Source organism: Litoribacterium kuwaitense, from assembly GCF_011058155.1.
GTDB classification, from domain to species: domain Bacteria; phylum Bacillota; class Bacilli; order Bacillales; family DSM-28697; genus Litoribacterium; species Litoribacterium kuwaitense.
The window spans coordinates 14429-36052 of the sequence record NZ_JAALFC010000012.1; the positions used below are offsets into that span (position 1 = coordinate 14429).

The 21624-nt window shown below is 44.3% G+C and carries 21 protein-coding genes; 2 read left to right on the plus strand and 19 right to left on the minus strand.

From position 1 onward, the window contains the following. Positions 1-12 precede the first annotated feature (12 nt). The 7 genes from G4V62_RS08500 to G4V62_RS08530 form a co-directional block, all read right to left on the minus strand. The gene (locus tag G4V62_RS08500; protein WP_165201197.1) at positions 13-2376 is read right to left on the minus strand and encodes an endonuclease MutS2; all 2364 of its coding nucleotides are present in this window, start codon (positions 2374-2376) and stop codon (positions 13-15) included. Positions 2377-2390: 14 nt separating this feature from the next. Next, positions 2391-4100 carry a DNA polymerase/3'-5' exonuclease PolX gene (polX, locus tag G4V62_RS08505; protein ID WP_165201199.1) on the minus strand — a complete coding sequence of 570 codons (1710 nt, stop codon included), beginning with the start codon at positions 4098-4100 and terminating at the stop codon, positions 2391-2393. A 102-nt stretch (positions 4101-4202) separates the two neighbouring features. Beyond that, a complete protein-coding gene (locus tag G4V62_RS08510; protein ID WP_165201201.1) occupies positions 4203-4742 on the minus strand; it encodes a CvpA family protein in 540 nt (179 codons plus the stop codon). Then, positions 4735-5028, minus strand: a complete 294-nt coding sequence (zapA, locus tag G4V62_RS08515; protein ID WP_165201203.1) for a cell division protein ZapA — start codon at positions 5026-5028, stop codon at positions 4735-4737. Before zapA ends, G4V62_RS08510 begins: the two co-directional genes overlap by 8 nt. A 443-nt stretch (positions 5029-5471) precedes the next feature. Further along, the gene (gene pheT / locus G4V62_RS08520) at positions 5472-7892 is read right to left on the minus strand and encodes a phenylalanine--tRNA ligase subunit beta (protein ID WP_165201205.1); all 2421 of its coding nucleotides are present in this window, start codon (positions 7890-7892) and stop codon (positions 5472-5474) included. A gap of 15 nt (positions 7893-7907) precedes the next feature. Further along, positions 7908-8939: a phenylalanine--tRNA ligase subunit alpha gene (pheS, locus tag G4V62_RS08525; protein ID WP_165201207.1), complete on the minus strand. Its 1032-nt coding sequence runs from the start codon at positions 8937-8939 to the stop codon at positions 7908-7910. Between the two features lie 384 nt (positions 8940-9323). Then, positions 9324-10091 (minus strand): TrmH family RNA methyltransferase, encoded by a 768-nt coding sequence (locus G4V62_RS08530; protein WP_165201210.1) that lies wholly within the window; start codon positions 10089-10091, stop codon positions 9324-9326. 119 nt (positions 10092-10210) lie between these two features. On the opposite strand from G4V62_RS08530, the gene sspI reads away from it, so the two are divergent. Next, positions 10211-10417, plus strand: coding sequence for a small acid-soluble spore protein SspI (gene sspI / locus G4V62_RS08535; RefSeq protein ID WP_165201212.1), 207 nt, complete (start codon positions 10211-10213; stop codon positions 10415-10417). A 66-nt stretch (positions 10418-10483) separates the two neighbouring features. On the opposite strand, the gene G4V62_RS08540 is transcribed toward sspI, so the two are convergent. Further along, entirely contained in the window at positions 10484-11569 is a 1086-nt protein-coding gene (locus tag G4V62_RS08540) for a M42 family metallopeptidase (RefSeq protein ID WP_165201214.1), read from the minus strand. 156 nt (positions 11570-11725) lie between these two features. Here G4V62_RS08540 and G4V62_RS08545 point away from each other — a divergent pair, with 156 nt between their 5' ends. Continuing rightward, positions 11726-12106: a sigma-w pathway protein ysdB gene (locus G4V62_RS08545; RefSeq protein ID WP_165201216.1), complete on the plus strand. Its 381-nt coding sequence runs from the start codon at positions 11726-11728 to the stop codon at positions 12104-12106. Here the strand turns inward: G4V62_RS08545 and G4V62_RS08550 are convergent, their stop codons facing one another. The 11 genes from G4V62_RS08550 to nrdR form a co-directional block, all read right to left on the minus strand. Next, on the minus strand, positions 12107-12697 hold the full coding sequence (locus G4V62_RS08550; protein WP_165201218.1) for a TVP38/TMEM64 family protein: 591 nt from the start codon (positions 12695-12697) through the stop codon (positions 12107-12109). It abuts the gene before it with no gap. A 64-nt stretch (positions 12698-12761) separates the two neighbouring features. Next, positions 12762-13043 carry a DUF1294 domain-containing protein gene (locus tag G4V62_RS08555; protein ID WP_246218341.1) on the minus strand — a complete coding sequence of 94 codons (282 nt, stop codon included), beginning with the start codon at positions 13041-13043 and terminating at the stop codon, positions 12762-12764. A gap of 220 nt (positions 13044-13263) precedes the next feature. After that, positions 13264-13617, minus strand: a complete 354-nt coding sequence (rplT, locus tag G4V62_RS08560; RefSeq protein ID WP_165201220.1) for a 50S ribosomal protein L20 — start codon at positions 13615-13617, stop codon at positions 13264-13266. 79 nt (positions 13618-13696) lie between these two features. Then, positions 13697-13897 carry a 50S ribosomal protein L35 gene (gene rpmI, locus G4V62_RS08565; protein ID WP_165201222.1) on the minus strand — a complete coding sequence of 67 codons (201 nt, stop codon included), beginning with the start codon at positions 13895-13897 and terminating at the stop codon, positions 13697-13699. A gap of 45 nt (positions 13898-13942) precedes the next feature. After that, positions 13943-14476 (minus strand): translation initiation factor IF-3, encoded by a 534-nt coding sequence (infC, locus tag G4V62_RS08570; protein ID WP_165201224.1) that lies wholly within the window; start codon positions 14474-14476, stop codon positions 13943-13945. Positions 14477-14841: 365 nt separating this feature from the next. Continuing rightward, a complete protein-coding gene (gene thrS / locus G4V62_RS08575; protein WP_165201226.1) occupies positions 14842-16782 on the minus strand; it encodes a threonine--tRNA ligase in 1941 nt (646 codons plus the stop codon). 342 nt (positions 16783-17124) lie between these two features. After that, complete coding sequence (locus G4V62_RS08580) at positions 17125-17991, minus strand: putative sporulation protein YtxC (RefSeq protein ID WP_165201228.1); 867 nt, start codon at positions 17989-17991, stop codon at positions 17125-17127. Positions 17992-18826: 835 nt separating this feature from the next. Beyond that, a complete protein-coding gene (gene dnaI, locus G4V62_RS08585) occupies positions 18827-19684 on the minus strand; it encodes a primosomal protein DnaI (protein WP_165201230.1) in 858 nt (285 codons plus the stop codon). A gap of 14 nt (positions 19685-19698) precedes the next feature. Further along, on the minus strand, positions 19699-20757 hold the full coding sequence (locus tag G4V62_RS08590; protein ID WP_512698559.1) for a replication initiation and membrane attachment family protein: 1059 nt from the start codon (positions 20755-20757) through the stop codon (positions 19699-19701). Beyond that, entirely contained in the window at positions 20676-21095 is a 420-nt protein-coding gene (locus G4V62_RS08595; protein WP_165201234.1) for a replication initiation and membrane attachment family protein, read from the minus strand. The genes G4V62_RS08590 and G4V62_RS08595 overlap by 82 nt, the downstream gene beginning before the upstream one ends. A 15-nt stretch (positions 21096-21110) precedes the next feature. Further along, the gene (gene nrdR, locus G4V62_RS08600; RefSeq protein ID WP_165201236.1) at positions 21111-21596 is read right to left on the minus strand and encodes a transcriptional regulator NrdR; all 486 of its coding nucleotides are present in this window, start codon (positions 21594-21596) and stop codon (positions 21111-21113) included. Positions 21597-21624: the final 28 nt, after the last annotated feature.

Below are 21624 nucleotides of genomic sequence, written 5' to 3' on the forward strand. Positions count from 1 at the left end.
TGACCTCCACCTCTATTTTAACTCTATGACAGTGACGCCACTGCCTCCTTCTCCCGATTCACCCATCCGTGAACTTTTAATGGAGCGGTGCTGTTTGACAAATTGCTGTACGCCTTTACGAAGTGCGCCCGTTCCTTTTCCATGAATGATCGACACCCGGGGATAACCGGACAAGAGAGCCTCATCGACGTACTTTTCTAATCGATGCAAAGCATCCTCATAGCGTTCCCCACGTAAATCAATCTCCGTCTTGACAGGTTGCCCGCGCCCTTTCACTACAGATAGGGGTCGCGTCTCAACTGGCTCAGGCCGTGAAACATATTGCAAATCGTCTAATGAAGCTTTGACTTTTAAGACACCAAGCTGTACTTCAAATTCATTTTCGCCTCGTTTAGCAACAATGTGTCCGTGTTGACCAAATGGGATATGCTTCACTTCATCTCCAGGTTGCAAGTTTTGATGTCGCGGTTTTTTCGGTATAGCAGGTTTCTTTTTCTTTCCTGTCAATTTCGGACTTGCTTCCTCAAGTCGTTTTTTCGCTTCAATCAATTCGTGGTCTTTAATGTCTTGCTGGGACTGTTTCTGGAGCGTACGTAATTGTTGAATGATTTCTTCAGCTTCTGCTCGTGACGCTGCCAGCGTTTTTTCAGCACGCTCTTCCGCTTTTTGATACAGCCGTTCCTTTTCTTCTTGAAATTGTGCCAATTCCTCCTCAAGCGAACGGTGCAAAGCTTCAGCTTCTGCTAAATGCGCTTCGGCAGCCTCTTTGTCCTCTTCCGCACGTTTACGCGAGCGTTCCAATGACAGAATCATATTGTTGACCTTATGACTCTCTACACCGACTTGGTCGGCGGCTTTTGCAACGATATCTTCTTCCAGACCGAGCCGACGTGATATATCAAACGCATTACTCCGTCCCGGTACGCCGATCAGCAAGCGGTAAGTCGGCTGTAACGTCTCTGTATTAAACTCTACGGAAGCATTAATGACGCCTTCACGGTTGTACCCATATGCTTTCAATTCTGGGTAGTGCGTCGTCGCAATCGTGCTCGCCCCTTTTTTATGCACCTCATCAAGAATCGCCATTGCTAAAGCCGCACCTTCCTGTGGATCGGTGCCGGCACCAAGCTCATCAAACAAGACGAGAGAATTTGAATTCACTTCTTTTAAGATATCAACAATTTGCGTCATATGCGAAGAAAATGTACTAAGGCTTTGCTCAATGGACTGTTCGTCGCCAATATCGGCAAACACATTTTCAAAAATGCCGATTTTAGACCCGTCCCGCGCAGGGATTTGCAAACCAGCTTGCCCCATAAATGTGATGAGGCCAAACGTTTTCAATGTGACCGTTTTTCCGCCTGTATTCGGACCGGTAATAACCATTGTATGAAAATCGCCACCGAGCTCAATATCGCTTGGCACTGCTTCACTACTATCAAGCAGCGGGTGTCGAGCTTGAAACAGCTTCGTATGCCCTGTTTCGTCCAATGCTGGTCGACTCGCTTTAATGGCTGCGCCATAAAACGCTTTGGCAAACCAAAAATCCACTTCAGCTAGCGTGGAAACATTGGTCATGAGTGCCTCTGTTTCTTCGGCAACTTCGCCAGACAACATGCGTAAAATGCGCTCAACCTCTTCTTTTTCCTTAACCCGAAGTTGGCGCAGCTCATTATTCATCGTAACGACAGCTTGCGGCTCAATGAAAAGTGTTTGTCCAGATGCCGACTGATCATGAACGATACCGCCGATTGCTTGTCGATATTCCTGTTTCACAGGGACGACGAAACGATCATTCCGGATTGTAATAATTGAATCGGACAACATCTTTTGTGTTGAACTTGATTTTGTCATCTGGTTAAGCTTGTCACGTACCCGTGACTCTGTTGTCCGGCGCTGGCGCCGAATGACACCAAGGGTATGGCTCGCAGAATCTGATACGGCTCCATGCTCGTCAATACATTGCTCAATGTGCCTGCGCAATTCAGCTAAGCCGTGTATATGGTCTATCGTTTCGTATAAATGAGGGAGATCTTCTCCCTCTTCTCTTAAGTCATCAGTAAAGCGCTGCATTTGCTGACCTGCATAAATCGTTAATGCAACAGCACTGAGCTCTTCAGGGTTTAAAGCACCACCAATCTCGGCGCGTTTAATATGCGGACGAATGTCAGACATTCCCCCAAGAGGAACGTGACCTTTTTTACGCACAATCGTCGCTGCTTCGTCAGTTTGTTCATGCCATATTTGCACTTTCTCAAATGAAGGAGAAGGCATTAACGTATTCGCTTTTTCTTTTCCTAGCGATGACGAGGCATGCTGGGCTAGCGCTTGACGAACCTTTTGAAACTCTAGCACATGAATCGCACGTTCGTTCATAGTATCCCTCTTTTCTACTTCAAATTCGGTCGATTGATCCACTGTTTAAAAGCGTTCTTCGACTTTGTATTTAAAACTTGCTCGGGCTTCGCAAACGCTTTGCGAGCGATGCGAACACCTTCTTCCATATCGGAAAGCATTTCAATGCTATGGGCGTCGGTTGAAATAGAAATTGGCACACCGGCTGCGATAACTTTTTCAAGCCAGCTGTGATGCAAATCGAATCGATTTGGATTGGCGTTCAGCTCTAAAGCTGTATTCGTTTCGCTTGCGAGGTGGATTAAAGCGTCAACATCAACTTTATAGCCATCACGCCTTCCAATCAAGCGTCCCGTTGGATGAGCAATTAAATCAACATGAGCATTTTTCAAAGCATTCTCAAGACGCTGCATGATTTTGTCACTCGACTGCTGAAATGATGAATGAATCGAGGCAATGACAAAGTCCATTTCCTGTAGCAAGTCATCTTCATAATCCAATGACCCATCTGGAAGAATGTCCATTTCAGTCCCTTTAAATATATGAATGCCTCCAATTTGTTCATTCACTCGATCGATTTCTTCGCTTTGTCGCCGCAGGCGGTCAGAGGTTAACCCATTTGCTACTCGGAGTGATACTGAATGGTCTGTGATTACAATATACTCATAGCCCCTCGCTTTAGCTGCAAGTGCCATTTCCTCAACCGAATGCGCACCATCGCTCCATGTCGTATGCATATGGAGGTCACCACGAACATGAGAAAGCTTGAGGAGTTCCGGAATACGTTCTACGAGGTCAAATTCTTTATGGCCTTGACGTATTTCTGGAGGCATCCACGGCAGGTTATATCGTGCATAAAGAGCTTCCTCACTCTCTGGAACGACTAGTCCATGCTCTGTTTCAATGCCATATTCAGAGATTTTTTCTGCCCGTTCCTTGGCGATCTGCCTCATCCGAACGTTATGCTCTTTAGAACCTGTGAAATGATGAAGCGTCGCCGCAAATTCATCAGGAGAAACGAGGCGAAAATCGACTTGAATCGACGGATGATCCGCGCGAATCGTCACTTTTTTTTCACCGCCAGCGATCACTTCTTCAACACTGTCCATCGTCTTTAACCGTTCACTGACGCCTGCAGCATGTTTAGTGGCAACAATCATATCAAGATCTTTCACCGTTTCTTCAGTCCGCCGGAAACTTCCTCCAAGCTCAGCCTTTTCAACGCCTTCAAGTTGGCATACTTCATGCAGCAACCGCTGCGCAAATGTGCGAACAGAAGCATAGGACAGCCTTTGATTCGTATCCTCATTCTTTTCTAGCGCTTCTAGTATTTTCAGCTCTGATTTTTCACCAAACCCCGGAAGCTGGCGAACCTTTTGCTGTTCACACGCTGCTTTTAACGTTGCAGCATCACGAATGCCAAGTTCCTGTGAGAGCTTGGCAATCTTTTTGCCGCCTAGTCCTGGAAGGCTTAACAAAGGTGGCAACCCTGGCGGAATCGTCGCCTCCAATTCTTCGAGCAAAGGTGAATGGCCGTTCGTAACACAGTCTGAGATGACTTGTGCTGTTCCTTTCCCGATTCCTTTTAAGGCAGATGGATCCTCGATCTCATCCATACTTTTCTCGATCTGCTCTAAGGCAGCCGCTGCTCTACGGTATGCAGCCGTTTTAAACGTATTTTCTCCTTTGATTTCTAACAAAACAGCGATGGTTTCTAACACACGAATAATCTCTTTTTTATTCATGTCTACACTCCTTCATTAACGAAAGATAGATCACAGCCCTAAATCACCCGATAAAAAAGCGCTAAAAGCTCCTCCTAACAGGAACTAGGAGAAGCTTTTATGTCACTGGTTCGTTTGAACAAACCAGCGCTCTTTTATTTCCTGGGAAAGTATAGGCGTTTTTTCAACGATGACTTTAGCTATACTCGAATCATCAATACTTCGCTGTACCTGTTCGACAGGCGTTAATGCTGCGACATATAATAGGACAAAAATGATAAGATAGACTTCTATTAACCCAAATGCCCCACCTAGCGCGCGATTTACCGTACTTAACAGCGGCAAGTCCGCTAAAAAATCAAGCATGGCACCGATCATTTGCAGGATAATTTTCGTGCCAAAAAAAAGAACAGCAAAAGCGACCCCTTGATAGAACGTTTGTTCCAAAAAGATACCATCCGCAAACAACGCGAAAGTACCGTCTTCACCTCCAGAATAAGGGATCCAAAATTTTATCATTTGACTAAACTCTTTATAATATAAAAAAGCAACAATAAATGAAATGACTAGACCTGCCATATGTATCACTTGCAGAATGAGGCCTCTTCGAATACCAATAAAAAAGCCGGCACAAAGAATTACAAATATAATGACGTTAAGCATCCTTTAGTTTTTCCTCTTTCCGAATATAATCCTGCAATAAATCATGCTCTTTTTGCAGTTGATCGTACGATTCCTGTAATTTTAAATGATCGCTCATAATGTTGATCGCTGTCAGCATAGCCACTCGGTTCATCCCTAAGTAAGGGTGCTTTAAATCTATTTCCCTCATAGTTTCGTCCACGGTTTCTGCCACTTCACGAATATGGGAAGTATTTTCTGAACCAACGATCGTAAACGATTGTCCAAGGATTTGGATAGTTGTTTTATTTTTATTCTTACTAGACAACGAAAATACCCCCTAAAAAGTTGACAATCTTCTTAGTATGATAACACGAATCCCTTTTTAAAAGAAAATAAATCAGGGATATTCATGTATTATTTCGTCGAAAAAGGTGATTTTCCTGTCATTTGCAAGGGAATTTTACCATTTTGCCAATTTAATCGGATCACTTTTCACGCGTTAGTAACTTATTTCCTTAAACCGTTGATTAAAATTAAGGACTCAACCTGTTGGATTAACATTTTACATACCGTCGGTCACGCCTCATGAACTGCACGTTCTTTTTGAGTCTTCTCTCCGCCTACGTTCTTCGTCTGCCGAGTTTTTTGATCTGATTTAAGGAATTTTGCACGCATGTTCGACTAAAAAGAAAATGTAGACAAAACCAAAAATGATTTTGTCTACACGCTTAGCCGTTAGCTAATGATTACGACTGTTTATACATTTAGTTATGATGAACGTAGCTCTGCGCCAAACGTACGCTCTAATTTACCTAGAACTGCTTCATACGCTTCAGTCACTTCTTCATCTGTAAGTGTGCGTTCAGCATGACTAAACCGGAGTGAAAATGCGAGTGATTTCTTTCCTTTTTCGAGACGCTCTCCTTCGTACACATCAAACAATGCTACATTTGTCAATAATGAACCGCCCGCTTGTCTCATTTGCATTTCAATCTCACCAGCAGATGCCGTTTGATCAACAACTAAAGCAATATCTCTCGTCACTGCAGGGTATTTAGGTACAGGTACGTATGTGTTTTTCGCTTGACTTTGGAGAATCCATGGTGACGTTTTTAATTCAAAAACGTACGTATCATCAAGATCGAGTTCTTGTGCAACATGTGGATGCAATTGACCGATAAATCCAATCACTTCTCCATCGTAAACGATCGATGCAGTCCTTCCAGGGTGCAATTCTTCGCGCTGATCTGCTCTAAATGACACTTGACCTGTAACACCAAACTCAGTGAAAAGCATTTCGACAACGCCTTTTAATGAAAAAAAGTCAACGTCTTGCTTTTGCGCAAGCCAGCTTTGCGCTTGGACTTCACCTGATATAACGCCTGCAACGTGTCGATGCTCTTCATGATGTTCTGGACCGCTCTCTGATACATAGACAGAACCGACTTCGTAAAGTGCTCTTCTCGCTACTGAACGACGTTGGTTGTGGCCAATTGCATCGAGCAGATGAGGCAACAAACTATGACGCAAGACTTGGCGTTCCTCAGTCATTGGTGACGCGACTGCAAGAGAGCGAAGTTCTGGATACATAGAAAATTGGCTCGCTTTACTTTCATGTGTTAAAGAGTACGTAATTGCTTCGTGCATACCCGCAGCTTCAAGCAATCTCCTCATTTTTCGTACCGACTGCTGTGTTGGTGTTAAACCGATGTCTGCTGGTATGGATGCAGGAATTGTCGCAGGCAGACGATCATATCCGTAAAGACGACCAACCTCTTCAATTAAATCTTCAGCAATGGAAATATCAGGTCGCCTTGTCGGCACGATGACATGAAACACTCCATTCGATACGTCAACGGAAAAATGCAAGGCTGTTAACGTACGTTCTACTTCAGCTTCAGAAAGTGTCGTACCAAGTAATCCATTGATTTCCTCAAGCGATACAGATACCGTTTGAGCTGTTGGTACTGTCGCTTTTGCGGTGACAGAACCTTTTCGCACTGACCCTCCCGCGTATTTTTCCAGCAAATAAGCGGCACGGTTGGCTGCTTTTATTGTTCGCTCAGGATCAACACGTTTTTCAAAGCGTGCACTCGAGTCGCTGCGAAGACCATGAGCTCTTGACGTTTGGCGAACGGCATCCGGAGAGAAGTAAGCCGCTTCCAGCAAGACGGTCGTCGTCTCCGATGTGACCTCTGTATCTTGACCTCCCATGACACCTGCCATCGCAATCGGCTTCATGCCATTCGTAATGACAAGCTGCCCTTCAGCTAATGAACGTGTCTGCCCGTCAAGTGTAATCATACTCTCGTTCGCTTTGGCATGACGTACAACAATTTGCTTTGACCCGAGCCGGTCGTAGTCAAAGGCATGCAACGGCTGTCCGTATTCAAGTAATACGTAGTTTGTAATGTCAACAACGTTATTAATCGGACGGATGCCGGCGCTCATCAGTCGACGCTGCATCCAAAATGGCGCTGGCTTAATGGTAACATTGTCAATCATCTTGGCGATATATAACGGGTTGTCCTCAGGTGCTTCAACAATGACCTCAATCGCATCATGAGCGTCAAGTTCACTTTCCTGAATGTCTTCTTTCGGCCAACTCACATCGCCTTCAAGAATTGCTGCGGTTTCATAAGCGACACCGACCATACTCATACAATCGCCACGATTTGCGGTCAGCTCAAGCTCGATGACTGTATCATCAAGCTGCAATGCATCGCTCACTGGTGTCCCTGCGTCAGCTTCACCATCATAGACAAAAATGCCGTCAGCATATTCTTTCGGAACGAGCGCTTGCGGAATGCCAAGCTCTGACAGAGAACATATCATTCCTTCAGAGGCTGTGCCACGAAGCTTCGCTTTTTTGATTTTAATGCCACCAGGAAGACGAGCGCCTGGGCGTGCTACGATCACCGTTTGACCAGCAGCTACATTCGGCGCACCGCAAACGATTTGCGCGCTCTCTTCATCACCGACACGTACTTGACAGACGCTGAGCTTGTCGGCATTAGGATGAGGCTCACACGATTCAACGTATCCTAGAACGATATGATCGAGTGTAGAATTCCATTGGCTGATTTGTTCTACTTCGATTCCTGTCCGAGTCACTTTTTCGGCAAGATTTGCTGGTGACTCTGTAGAGACATCTACATATTGACTCAACCATTTATAAGAAACAAGCATGCTCTCAACTCTCCCTTACCTGTTAAATTGCTGAATAAAACGAATGTCATTTGTGTAAAAATGGCGAATATCTTCAATGCCATATCTAAGCATCGCTACACGGTCAGGTCCCATCCCAAAAGCAAAGCCGGAATACTCTTCAGGGTCAAAACCTGCCATTTTTAGCACATTCGGATGAACCATTCCTGCGCCTAAAATTTCAATCCAACCCGTTTTCTTACATACCGAGCAGCCTTCTCCTTGACATATACTACAAGAGATATCAACTTCAACGGATGGCTCAGTAAACGGAAAATAACTAGGACGTAAACGGATATCACGTTCTTCACCAAACATTTCTTTGGCAAAGCGCTCAAGAGTGCCTTTGAGATCGCTCATTTGAATGCCCCGATCGATCACCATGCCTTCAATTTGCATAAACTGGTGCGAATGTGTAGCATCGTCGGTATCCCGTCTGTACACTTTCCCTGGACATATGATTTTAAGTGGTCCTTTTCCGTTCTGCTTCTCCATTGAACGCGGTTGAACTGGAGATGTTTGCGTTCTAAGCAGGAACTCTTCAGTAATGTAGAATGAGTCTTGCGTATCGCGAGCCGGGTGATCGGGCGGCATGTTGAGCGCTTCAAAGTTGTAATAATCACTCTCCACCTCAGGCCCTTCAGCAATCGTATAACCCATTGATAGGAAAAAATCCTCAATCTCTTCAATAACGAGCGTCAAAGGATGTGGGTGTCCTACTTGCTGGGGCATCCCCGGAAGCGTGACATCGAGCGTTTCCTGTTCTAGTTTTCGCTGCATTTCCTCAGCTTGGAGACTTTCTTGTTTCTCGTCAATGGCAATCTGAATCGCGCTTCGTACTTCATTCGCCACCTGTCCGATGACCGGTCGTTCTTCCGCAGACAGCTTACCCATGCCACGAAGCACTTCTGTCATCGGCCCTTTTTTACCTAAATATTTGACCTTTGTGTCTTGAAGATCCTTTACACGTGTCGCTTGCTTTATCGCCTGAAGTGCTTCCTCCTGCAATGCAATCAGCTTATCTTTCATTGCTTTTCATCCTCCTCTGGCTCCTTCCCTTAAAAACTGCCGGAGCACAAATTCATATACTAAAGAATGACATATAGAACATAAAAAATCCGCCCCTAAAAAAGGGACGGACTCATTCCGCGTTACCACCCTTGTTGGCACAAACTGCCCAACTTGACTTCAATAACGGTGAAGGTCCGGGCCACCTTTCATCTCTCCGTAGAGACTCCCGGTGCCAGCTCCTGAGTGAATTCAAAACCCAATTCTTTTGTGGGGGCTTTCAGTCCTTGACCACCCATCCCTGTACATAGAATCACTGGATTTCTACTTAGCTCATTCTTAGCTTTTTTTCGCCTTGTTCTATCGCTTAGTATAACGGCGCCTTTTGCAGAAAACAAGTCTTTCTTAGCCATTTTTTTTCGCTTGCAAACCGTACATCACAATGCCAGCAGCAACGGTGACGTTTAATGACTCCGTTTTCCCTGCCATCGGGATCGATATACGCTCGTTTGCAGCCGACAGTAAGTGCTCGTCGATGCCCCGACCTTCATTGCCGAACACGACAGCATATTTTCGCTCGATTTGAACTTTCTCTAGCGGCAAACCGTCCATCGCTGTTGCAAAGATTGGAACGTTCGCTTGCGCTAGCTTGTTCACCAAACCATTTAAATCGTCTCGTATGACGGGGAGATGAAACAGCGCCCCTTGTGTCGCACGGACCGCTTTGCTGTTATACATGTCAGCACAATGCTTCCCTAAAACAACAGCCGTCATTCCAAGGACTTCAGCCGTACGAATTAAGGTGCCGAGATTCCCAGGGTCTTGAATATCATCAAGCAGCGCAAGACTGCAGTTGCTTTGAAGAATATCAGTCATAGGAGGCTTAAGGATGTGACAAACAGCGATGATCCCTTGTGGTGATTCTGTTTGACTGAGCGTCCGAATCACATCTTCACTGCATATGATGACTTCACTATCTTTCGGCGGCTGAAATGTTTGCAGCTTGTCTTCTTCCACAAGCAGATAAGGCATCACCTGACCAGCAGAAAGAGCCTCAGCAAATAAGTGTGGACCCTCAATTAAAAACTGACTCATTTGATCTCGATATTTTTTCTTATGCAATTTCTTTAACTGCTTCACAAATGAATTTTGTGTCGAATGAATTGTTTTCACGATGGCATGGGGCCTCTCTTTTTAAAGGTTGTTGAATAATCAATTTCGCCTTCCCATACACTAAGCACCGTATAACAAAAAGAAGACAGATGCAAATCTGTCGCGTGGAGGCGAAGACAATGGATTTGAATTTAAGAAAAGCCATTACTGCCAATGTGGCGTCGAATTCAAAAGAGGAATTGGAAGGTACCATCCTTGATGCCATCCAAAGCGGTGAAGAAAAAATGCTTCCAGGCTTAGGCGTCCTGTTTGAAATCATCTGGCAACAATCCGACGAACAAGAGCAGGAGCAAATGCTTTCAACGTTATACGATGGGCTTAGATAAAGGAAAGCCTTAAAAAGATTCTCCAGCCATCCTTACCTGGCTGGAGATTTTATTAGTTATGTGAGATTAGTCTCCGTATGTTAGACGATGCACCGTATCTTTATCCAAAGCCTCGATGACTTTAACGATCAGTTCAACAGCATGCTCGTAGTCTTTTCGATGCAAAATTGCAGCGTGTGAATGGATGTATCGTGTCGGCACAGTAATGGATAACGATGGAACACCATTTGCAGTCACATGAATATTTCCTGAGTCTGTACCGCCGCCAGGCATGGATTCATACTGAAATGGGATGTCGTTGTCTTCCGCAGTTTTTACCACTAGGTCACGAAGCCCTTTATGGGAGATCATCGACGCATCATATAATACAATTTGTGGACCTTTTCCTAAGGTGCCATGTCTGTCTTGCTCACTTGTTCCCGGCGTGTCTCCCGCGATCCCAACATCAACACCGAAGCCAATATCCGGCTGGATGTAGTGAGCTGACGTTTTTGCTCCACGCAGACCAACCTCTTCTTGAATCGTTCCGACACCGTATACGACGTTCGGATGATCTTTTCCTTTTAGTTCTCTTAAAACATCAATCGCAATCGCACAACCGATTCGGTTGTCCCATGCCTTTGCAAGCAACATATCCTCGTTATCCATTACAGTAAATTCGAAATAAGGTACTGCTTGATCTCCAGGACGGATACCAAAGGACTCTGCCTCTTCTTTGCTTGTCGCCCCTACGTCAATGAACATATCTTTGATCTCGACTGGTTTTTTACGCGCTTCTGGAGAAAGTACGTGTGGTGGTTTTGATCCGATGACGCCAGTTACATCGCCTTTTGAAGTCACAATGGTCACTCGCTGAGCGAGCATCACCTGACTCCACCAGCCTCCAACTGTTTGAAAACGTAAAAAACCTTTATCGTCAATATGTGTAATCATAAAACCGACTTCATCAAGGTGCCCTGCAACCATAATTTTTGGCCCATTTTCCTTACCGGTTTTTTTTGCAATTAAACTTCCTAGATGATCGGTTGTGACGCCGTCATTATCGGCAAACGGCTTTATGTATTGTTCCATAACCTTGCGAGGCTCTGCTTCATTACCAGGAATTCCTTTAGCGTCAGTTAGTGCTTTAAGCATTTGAAGCTTTTCATCCATTACGTACCTCTCCTTTTTGTTTATGATATCCTTATTATACGTCTTTTGGTAAACGAGAACAAACGTGGAATCTTTTAAATTCAACTTGAAACTTTTTCTTTACGGGAAAAGTATATATAGTATATAGAAGGATTGATAAAGGGAGTGGATGAACCTATGCAGTGGCTTTTTATCCTCGTTCTCATCGTTGCCGTTGCTTTTGTCGCGTACAGTCTTGTCAAATATATGAATCAACCCCAACGAAAGCTCCATAGAGCTAAAGAAACACATGACTTTTATTTGCATGATGAACCTCAGGTGGATACTTTGAAGATTACGTATAAAGGGCTGGCATTTGAAGGAAAAAAGACACTTGGAGCGACTGAGGAAGGATTTGAAGTGATCTCCATAATCCTTCGGCCAGTAAACCCTAAGCGTCTTAGCGGGATGACGAAAGACGATTTTTATTTTATTGAGCGTGAAGTATTCATTTATTACCCTAACGCAGATGTGCTTTGGGATGACCCTGTCAAACAGCTCTTTCAGCCTTCTTCATGATTAGTCCGCACGAGATTTAGAGGGTTCTGCCATCGCAAAAAATTCTTCCCAAGCAAGAGTCGTCAGCTTTTGCCGTGCACTAAGAATGAATCCGCCAAGCACAAGCACACTTCCGAGAACAACAAGCGGAGGGAGTTTCGTGAGCGAACGGCCGAATATTGTGTACAAAAAAGCGGTCGGAACAATGGTTACAAGTGAATAAAAACGGTACGCGCTTCGTGTCTTTGCATAATCCATAACTAATAGAGACACAAAATGAAAATGCATAAATGGCACGAGGCGCAACATTACCAACTGAGAAATCGTCCACTTTCTCTGTCCCCCGTACGACTCCTTCAGATGATTGATTTTCCTGTGTAACCACGGTATTTTTTGTACACCCCAGTAAAACCATTCACATACGGCCCATAACCCTAATATAGACAAAAAACTTCCTAACCAAAACCCGAACAGAACGCCACCTAACAGGCATAAAACCGAGACTGGAATAAACAAGAACGGACGAATGATGTGCAGACCAAGAAAGATTAAAGGCGCAAAGATGCCAGCTGCAGCCACCCAGACGGATGCGATGTCAAGCCATTCCTGCACACATGTTTCGCTCCCTTCTTTTTTCAGTAGAAGACACTGCCATTATATGCTCAAATACCTATCTTCATGTTGTTGTAACCCACCACGATAAACCAAAAACGAAAATCATGATTTGCAAAAAGAGCAACAATGGCATTCCCCATACGAAGGAGCGATGCTTCGTCTTGTGCCGGTAAGCATACATCCCTGCTAAAGCACCAGCTGCACCGAACAACCACGCGGCTTTCCAAAGTGATCGTTCTCGTATCCTTCGTGAGCCAGCCTTTGCCTTTTTCTTATCGAGGGCCATCAACAAAAACGCGTACCCATTGCACATGAAGATGACGAAGAGTACACCATAGATCATATTCCCACCTTAAGCCTTTCAAAAATGTATTTGTTAGAAATTCGTGATTTTGAAGTCGAGCAGCAGGAAAATAATACTTTCCCTCACACAACGATTTTCTAGACGGCGTTTCAATGTAGATTGTGGCTGACGATATTGTAGACTTTCACGACCTAGATCGTCGCCATGCCTGGCGCACAAGAAAAAACCGATCCTCAAGGAAGACCGGTTCGTTTCATACTTATAGTTGTTCCTTCGCTTTTGCAGCAAGATCTGCAAAACCCTTTTCATCGTGAACAGCAAGGTCAGCAAGCATTTTACGGTTCATTGTAATCCCCGCTTGCTTAAGACCGTACATCATACGGCTGTATGAAAGTCCATTCATACGTGCAGCTGCATTAATACGTGCAATCCAAAGCTTACGGAAATCACGCTTACGCTGTCTACGGTCACGGTAGGCATATTGCAATGATTTCATGACCTGCTGGTTAGCGACTTTAAACAAAGAGTGCTTCGCGCCAAAATATCCTTTAGCTAACTTTAACTGCTTTTTACGACGACGGCGTGTAACCGTCCCACCTTTTACTCTAGGCATCGATAATCCCTCCGAATCAAAACCAATCCAACGTATAAAGACACTTAGTCTTTATAAACGGTTGTATTTATGGTTCAAATTATTTTACGTTATCAAGCATTTGACGAATACGCTTCATATCAGAAGCATCTACAAGAGCACCTTTACGCAATTTGCGTTTTTGCTTTTGAGATTTGTGAGCAAACATATGGCTAGTGTATGCGTGGGCACGCTTCAGTTTACCTGAACCTGTCTTTTTAAAACGCTTAGCAGCACCACGGTGCGTTTTCATTTTTGGCATTTCTTATTCCTCCTTCAAAACAAATCAAAGCTCTCTAAACTTTGTTTACTTTTTTTCGTTGACCGGAGCCATTAAAATAAACATGCTTCGTCCTTCCATTTTTGGACGAACCTCCATCGTACCAAGGTCTTTACATTCCTCTGCAAGCCGATCAAGAACCTTCTGACCAAGATCTTTGTGAGTAATGGCACGACCGCGAAAGCGAATGCTAGCTTTCACTTTATCGCCTTTGTCCAAAAATTTGCGGGCATTGCGAAGCTTCGTATTAAAATCATGTTCTTCAATACCAGGACTTAAGCGTACTTCTTTCACCTGAATCGTTTTTTGATTTTTACGAGCTTCTTTATCTTTCTTTTGTTGCTCATAACGATACTTTCCGAAGTCCATAATGCGGACAACCGGCGGTTTAGCCTGTGCAGCGACCAAAACCAGATCAAGATTGGCATTTGCGGCCATTTCTAAAGCTTCCTGCCGCGTTTTCACACCAATTTGCTCACCATTCACGCCAATTACCCTTACTTCACGGGCACGAATGGATTCATTGACAATAAACTCTTTGCTAATCAGAGCCACCTCCATAGGTTTTTTACTCGTTTGTATTACTCTTTTATCCAAACACAAAAAAAGTGTCGGCTTCTGCACCCACACACATACCTCTGCCTCATGCGCACTAAATGATAGGCGACATAAAACATCCAGTCATGAACCTGCCAACAGCTCTATAAAGCGTCGAATCAGGTGAGAAGCGGGTGCTTCTTCTTGTTTTCATAATATATTATACCGTTTGGAAGGTGTGCTGTCAATGATGGCGTCTTCCGTCGGACAACATCATCTATCATACAGGAGCAGTAAAGGGAAAGCAAGTTTTTTAAAAAAGAAACATTCTTCCTCTCCCTTAACAGGCACCTGGATGGTCGCTTCCATTTTAGCTGTTGCTCAATTTATTACGCTTTTTTCTGGTGAATTTCTTCTACAATTGACGAAACGAATTCGTCAAGCGACACTGTTTCTGAATCGTTGGATCCATACTTCCGAACATTGACAGCTTGATCTGCCAGTTCTTGATCGCCCACAACGATCATATACGGGATCTTTTTCGTCTGCGCTTCGCGGATTTTATACCCGAGTTTTTCTTCCCGCTCATCAATCTCTACACGCACTCGCTCATTCTGAAGTACTTCTTTTACCTTTTGGCTATAATCATGATGTGCCTCGAGCGATACCGGGATAACCATCACTTGCACTGGGGCGAGCCAGGTCGGGAAGGCCCCTTTATACTCCTCGATCAAGAAGGCGACAAAGCGCTCCATCGTTGAAACGACACCGCGATGGATAACCACTGGGCGATGTTCTTTACCGTCTTCACCGATATATGTTAGATCGAAGCGTTCAGGTAAATGGAAATCAAGCTGCACGGTTGACAGTGTTTCATCCTTACCTAATGCCGTTTTCACTTGCACGTCAAGCTTCGGTCCATAAAAAGCTGCTTCTCCTTCGGCTTCTACGTAAGGCATGCCCATTTCTTCCATTGTTTCTTTTAAGAGTGCCTGGGCTTTTTCCCACATGTCATCATTATCGATGTATTTCTCTTTATCGTTAGGGTCGCGGTAAGAGAGCCTGAAGTAGTAATCGCCGATTTTAAAGTCTTCGTACACTTTTTGGATCAATTCGACGACCCGAATAAATTCGTCCTTTAACTGGTCCGGGCGAGCAAAAATATGCGCATCATTCAAAGTCATTCCTCGAACCCGCTGAAGGCCAGCTAGTGCACCCGACATCTCATGACGGTGCATCGTTCCTAATTCTGCGATTCGGACGGGGAGATGACGATAGCTATACATTTTATTTTTATATACCATCATATGGTGCGGACAATTCATTGGCCGTAAGACGAGGTCTTCATTATCCATTTCGAGCGTTGGAAACATATCCTCTTGATAATGATCCCAATGTCCTGACGTTTTGTATAGCTCCACACTTCCAAGCACCGGCGTATAGACATGATCATAACCGAGCCGCTCTTCAATATCGACAATATAGCGTTCAATCGTTCGCCGAATCGTTGCGCCTTTTGGAAGCCAAAGCGGAAGACCTTGACCGACTTTTTGGCTTACAGTAAAGATCTCCAGTTCTTTTCCAAGCTTACGGTGATCACGCTCTTTCGCTTCCGCTAAATAAATGAGATGTTGCTTCAGCTCTTCCTTTTTAGCAAAAGCGGTGCCGTAAATTCGCTGCAGCATTCGGTTGTTGCTGTCACCGCGCCAATACGCTCCCGAAATGGACATGAGTTTAAATACTTTCAGCTTGCTCGTCGAAGGAACATGCACCCCACGGCAAAGGTCTAAAAATTCTCCTTGACGATATAACGTAATCGCTTCACCTGCGGGGATGTCTTCGAGAAGCTCCAGCTTTAATTCATCACCCATATCTGCAAAAATACGGCGCGCTTCTTCTAGACTGACTTCTTCCCGCTCCACCAGCAGATTTTCGTCGACAATTTTTTTCATTTCTTTTTCAATCGCAGGCAAATCTTCAGGTGTTAACGTATGGGGCATATCAATATCGTAGTAGAAGCCATTTTCAATGACAGGGCCTACACCAAGCTTCACATCGGAAAACAGACGTTTGACAGCTTGAGCCATTAAATGCGCGCTTGAATGTCGCAAAATTTCTAAACCGGCATCGGTTTCTGGTGTAATAATCTCAATCGACGCACTTTGCTGAATCGGGCGCCGCAAATCGTAGTGTTGGCCATCTAACGCAATCGCTAGCGCTTTTTTCTTTAATCCTGGGGAAATGCTGGCAGCAACTTCTTCCCCCGTCGTTCCATTGGCAAATTCCTTTATATGACCATCTGGAAATGTCAGTTGGATGTTTGACGACATACTTTAACCTCCTATTTTTTGAATATGAAGCGAGATAATGAACCATGCCCCCAATAAAAACACAAAAAAGCCCCTCCCTGAAAAAAGGGACGAGCGATCGTGGTTCCACCCTTGTTTTCTGCCTGCACCTAGACGCTACAAACAGACTCAAGAAGCCATAACGGGGCCTTCCGCCAGCAATTGTTACCTTGCCGGAGCATAAAAGGGGGTCAACTTTGCATGAAACAGAGCATTTTCAGCAGACAGCTCTTCTCTGTATGTCTCACAAACCAAAGCCGGTGGCCTTTATCTTCGCTGCATAACACTATGATGTATGTATTATACCTCCAACCCCTTATGACTTCAAGCGTTCTTTAAATGCCATTGTCTCGTGTCTTCATCAAATTGCCCTTTCGCCCTTAATACAGCACGTTCTTGGAAAACATTTCTAATCGTTTGAATCATTGGTTCTCCAACCTCATCCCCATACACGATGAGCTGCTGAGGGTTTAAGGACAAAAGTGCTGCCATCACAACTGATCGACTATTTCCTGGCTCATAAGCATAAATGGACGACGGCCAGTCCTCAAGCAAAAAATCCGTGCGCTTCAAGCGAAAATCTTCGGAAAACAATTGACAGTGCTCCCCAAAACGAATTCGAGCTGTTACATCACTGTATTGTCTTGATTCAACAAACTGACGTAACGTATCGATAAACGACTGATATTCCTCCTCTAACTTCGCTTCTTCGATCGCTTTTTCAACAATCCGTTCCAGACAATCACGATACCCTTTTAGACGAAACTGAACAAATGACTCAAACGAAAACGATATATGCTCTTCAAGCTGAGACCACCCCTGAACGAGCCAATCTCGCCTTTCTTGAACGAGCTGAACGCTTCCTGGGATGTCCGGCTTTTCTCCTTCAAGTAAAAGATAGACCATATTCATGAGATAATTAATTTCATCATCATTTTCGTAGGCATAGGTATGGCGTAAAATCTGTGTCACCAAAGACGCTTCCTGTGTATCCATCATCCATTGCACGAAGACAGGAACTCCTTTTATATAAAAATCTCTTGAAAATGCAGGGCAATGCATACGTAAGCAGACCTCGTGCAGCGTTGACCACACTTGTACATCATCGTGGTCTAGCTTCAAACGTTGCCGAAGCCCCTCCGCCAAATTGATTACATCATCGTACATCACAGTTGAAAATCGGATGAACACGTCTCGTCCCTCCCTCCTTTCTCGTGTTACATGTATATGGAGAGAGAACAAAAAAATGATACCCGAAAAAAAAAGACCTCCGCCAAATAAGTTAACGGGTTCCTTTTCCGAGCGAAAAATATTTTTGACAGATCAGATCAATTGAAAAGTTAACTGATTAAGCGCATAAGTAAAAGGGCAGGTTAATGGCTGCCCTTTTTGCTTTATTAGGAAAAACCGTTGATCAAATTAGGAATGTCCATTAAATCATTACAAATCGCATCAGGATAACTACCTGTAGTATCGCTACCTTTGTTTTAAGATGGTTCGCATTCCGATTTCCTTCGAATGGATTATACCAGCCTTTATGTTATCACCAACAAAAACGGCTCGTTCAGATGAGGCGATTAAATTCAAGTTAATAACCTCCTATAATTCCTGGCGTTGTCCATTAATCCAAAAATTTAAAAATGCTTTAAGTAAAAGTCCCGTGTTACTAAGCGTTGATCATCATATATATGCATTATCAGTACTCGATTGTCTGTGATAATCCTTCCTTGACTGTTAATTTGCCCATTAATGAATCGAGCATTTGAATTTTTAGTTTAGCCTAACTTAGAATGCAGCGTATAGACAACGCGGACACCCATCCATATTTTATTGTATACATCGTGCGCAAAACGAAGAGATTGCGCACCAAAAAAGTGCAAAACAAGTCGCTGTGAACTTGGTCTGCACTCTAATAAGTCTCGTTCGATACTTATGATTTACGATGTTGTCGTACCACGCCGGTTCTGTCCGTGTAATTCAACTGGAATGGTCAGAGCCTGAATCCGTTCCATCAGACGCATCCCCTTCAATTCTTCATGCTCACCGCGCTGAGTATAAGAAAATGATGCTTCAATTCACTATAGCTAAAATTTGAAGAGATGAAGAGTGGACGTTTATGCATTAAGCGATACTGTAGGATAGGAGCAAGCACATCATCACGAATCCAGCTCGACATCGATTCCGCACCAAGATCATCAAGCATCAATACATCTGCTTCTTGTAAAGCTTTCACCTTTTGATTTAACGAATCATCTCTTAAAGATTGCTTACATTGACGAACAAACTCGGGAACATACACGAGCAAAGAGCCTACTTGATGCCTTCGTTTCATTTCGTTAGCGATTGCTCCCAACAAATAGGTCTTCCCAGTACCGAATGGGCCGTGAATATAAAGACCAGCTGGGGGCGACGTGGGGTTGTATGAATCGACAAAATCAACGGCAAAATGAACAGCCCTGCGTTTTGTCGCTTCATCCAACTCGTTGAGGTCAGCCATACTCGCCTGTAAAATATCATTCGGAATAGAGATCGATTGCACGAGTGACCGCAGCTCTCTCTCCTGTAACTCACGCTTTGCTTGCGGACATTTATCATAGCGTATCTCCACGCGCGGTGGTATAAACGCAAGATGGGGAATGTACCCCTTCACAACGTTTTTACAATGAGCAGCATCACGGCAATGTTCGCAATTTGTCTCCTGTGTTGCATACTCATAAAACGTCATCATATTTCGGTCAATTTGTTTTTGCGTGAGACGATGTTCTTCAATGAATGCACGAACGTCAGGATGAGCGAGTACCTGCTGATGTAATTCATTTGTCCTCTGTTGAAAATCAGCATTTTGCCGCCCGAGTGATCGTAGCGTTTGTTGTATCGGTTTCATTCGACACACCTCCCTCAATCAGTATCTTTTTGGGAAAATGAAGCAAATTGCTTTAGACGCTCTTCAAGCCGTACTTTGTCCAACTCATCTTCCTCGCTCATCGGCTCTGATGGTGAGTCACTACGCGATTCATTCGCCCACGATGGGAGCTTTTCAGCGCGAATGGCCGTTTTTTTAGCGGCAGAGGGCTGACGCTTCTCCTCCTGCCATTGCTTATATTTTGCATGCTCTTCTTTAGCAAGCGTCATCGCTTCGCGCACTGTAGAAATATGTTTACGGGACCAGTGTCCAGCAATTTTTTCTACGTAGCCTCGATTCAGCTTCATATCACTTTTTAGCATGACATAGTAGAGAAGAACATTGACGACGCCTGGGGTGAGCTTCTGCTGAAACATCACTTCCTCCACCATCCGCAAATCTGCCTCGGAGGGCTTTGCTCCGCCAGACCAATCACATAGGAGCTGATAAGGGGAAGATTGCTCCAATGCTTGAATGAGCCGATCTTCTTCGTTTTTGGGTACTTGCTCGACAAATTCCTGCTGCGGGGCAGGCTGGATGCGATGAATAAAGTGTGGAAGCGTCTCGCCTGTTTCAAATTGATACCATTCTCTTGCCTGTTTACGGAGCAGCTCAATATCAATCTCATCGTATTGCGTTAACGCACTCATCACAACTTTTTTCATTTCTGTCGCGTGAATACCGTAAGCTAGAGCTAGCTTATAGACGGCTGCTTTCACATCAGGTGTCACTGCTTCTTTCGGAATCATCAATTCAGATAAACCGGATAAAAACAACTGAAAGTCAAAAACATCGTCACTAATTTCAGGGCCTGTCGAATGATTCGACTGCTCATAGGTTTTACCTTCAGTCAACGGCGGTGTCTCTACAGACTTTAATTCCGAGAATTGAACACTTTTAAACACGTCATTAAACGGACGAGTAACGGTTTCATACGCTTCCAATGACAGATCAGGAATTTCAAACAATTGTTTCACCTGATTGTAAGCCGTTTTTCCAATACGTTGATACAGAAAAATATTAAGAAGCCCGTCCGAAAAAAACTCAGCGGGCATGAGAGGCGCTTGAAGCTGATAGACGAAGTGTTGTTGAGTGGAAGTTTTTTACGCATCGTCTTCAAAAGCCCAATCCCTTCAAGCGATCGTCTAGCTTCAAACAGTTGTGACATATTCACGTGAAGCATATTCATTAGAAAATGATGCGTATGAATCGCTTGCCTCCCTGGGCATCGTAGATACTCCGAGAGAAGCGTCTGATAGAAACTAATTGCCGAAGCGCCAACGAGCGGTTGATAGAGAAGGTGAAGAGCCGCATGCGCCTCTCCTTGCAGAGTGCCATGGGCCATAATCTGATACGAATCGACTGGGAGCACTTCCTTCCAATGCTCGGTCACGGCCATCACCTATCCTTACTTATGTTCTTTCGGATCGTCGACGGTTTGCTCCTGTTTAATTAAATCCTTTAGCTCATCAAGAAATGTATTTACATCTTTAAACTGTCGATACACGGACGCAAAGCGAACGTATGCGACTTCATCAACTTTGGCAAGGTGATCCATAACCAGTTCACCAATCTCCTCGGAAGTGACCTCAGAAACGCCTGGGCTTCGTAGCTCCTTTTCAATTTCACGAGACACGTTCTCAAGCACCTGCATTGAAACAGGTCGTTTTTCAACGGCTTTTACTAAACCCCTAACCATCTTTTCACGGCTAAACTCTTCACGGGTGCCTTCTTTTTTTATGACGAGCAAAGGCATCGCTTCTACCTTTTCAAAGGTCGTGAAGCGATAATTACATTCTTCACATTCTCGCCGACGACGAATCGAATGTCCTTCGTCAGCTTGTCTGGAATCCAGAACTCTAGAACTGTTCTTTCCACAGTTCGGACACTTCATAACACTCCCTCCCAAAAGTGGTCACGTT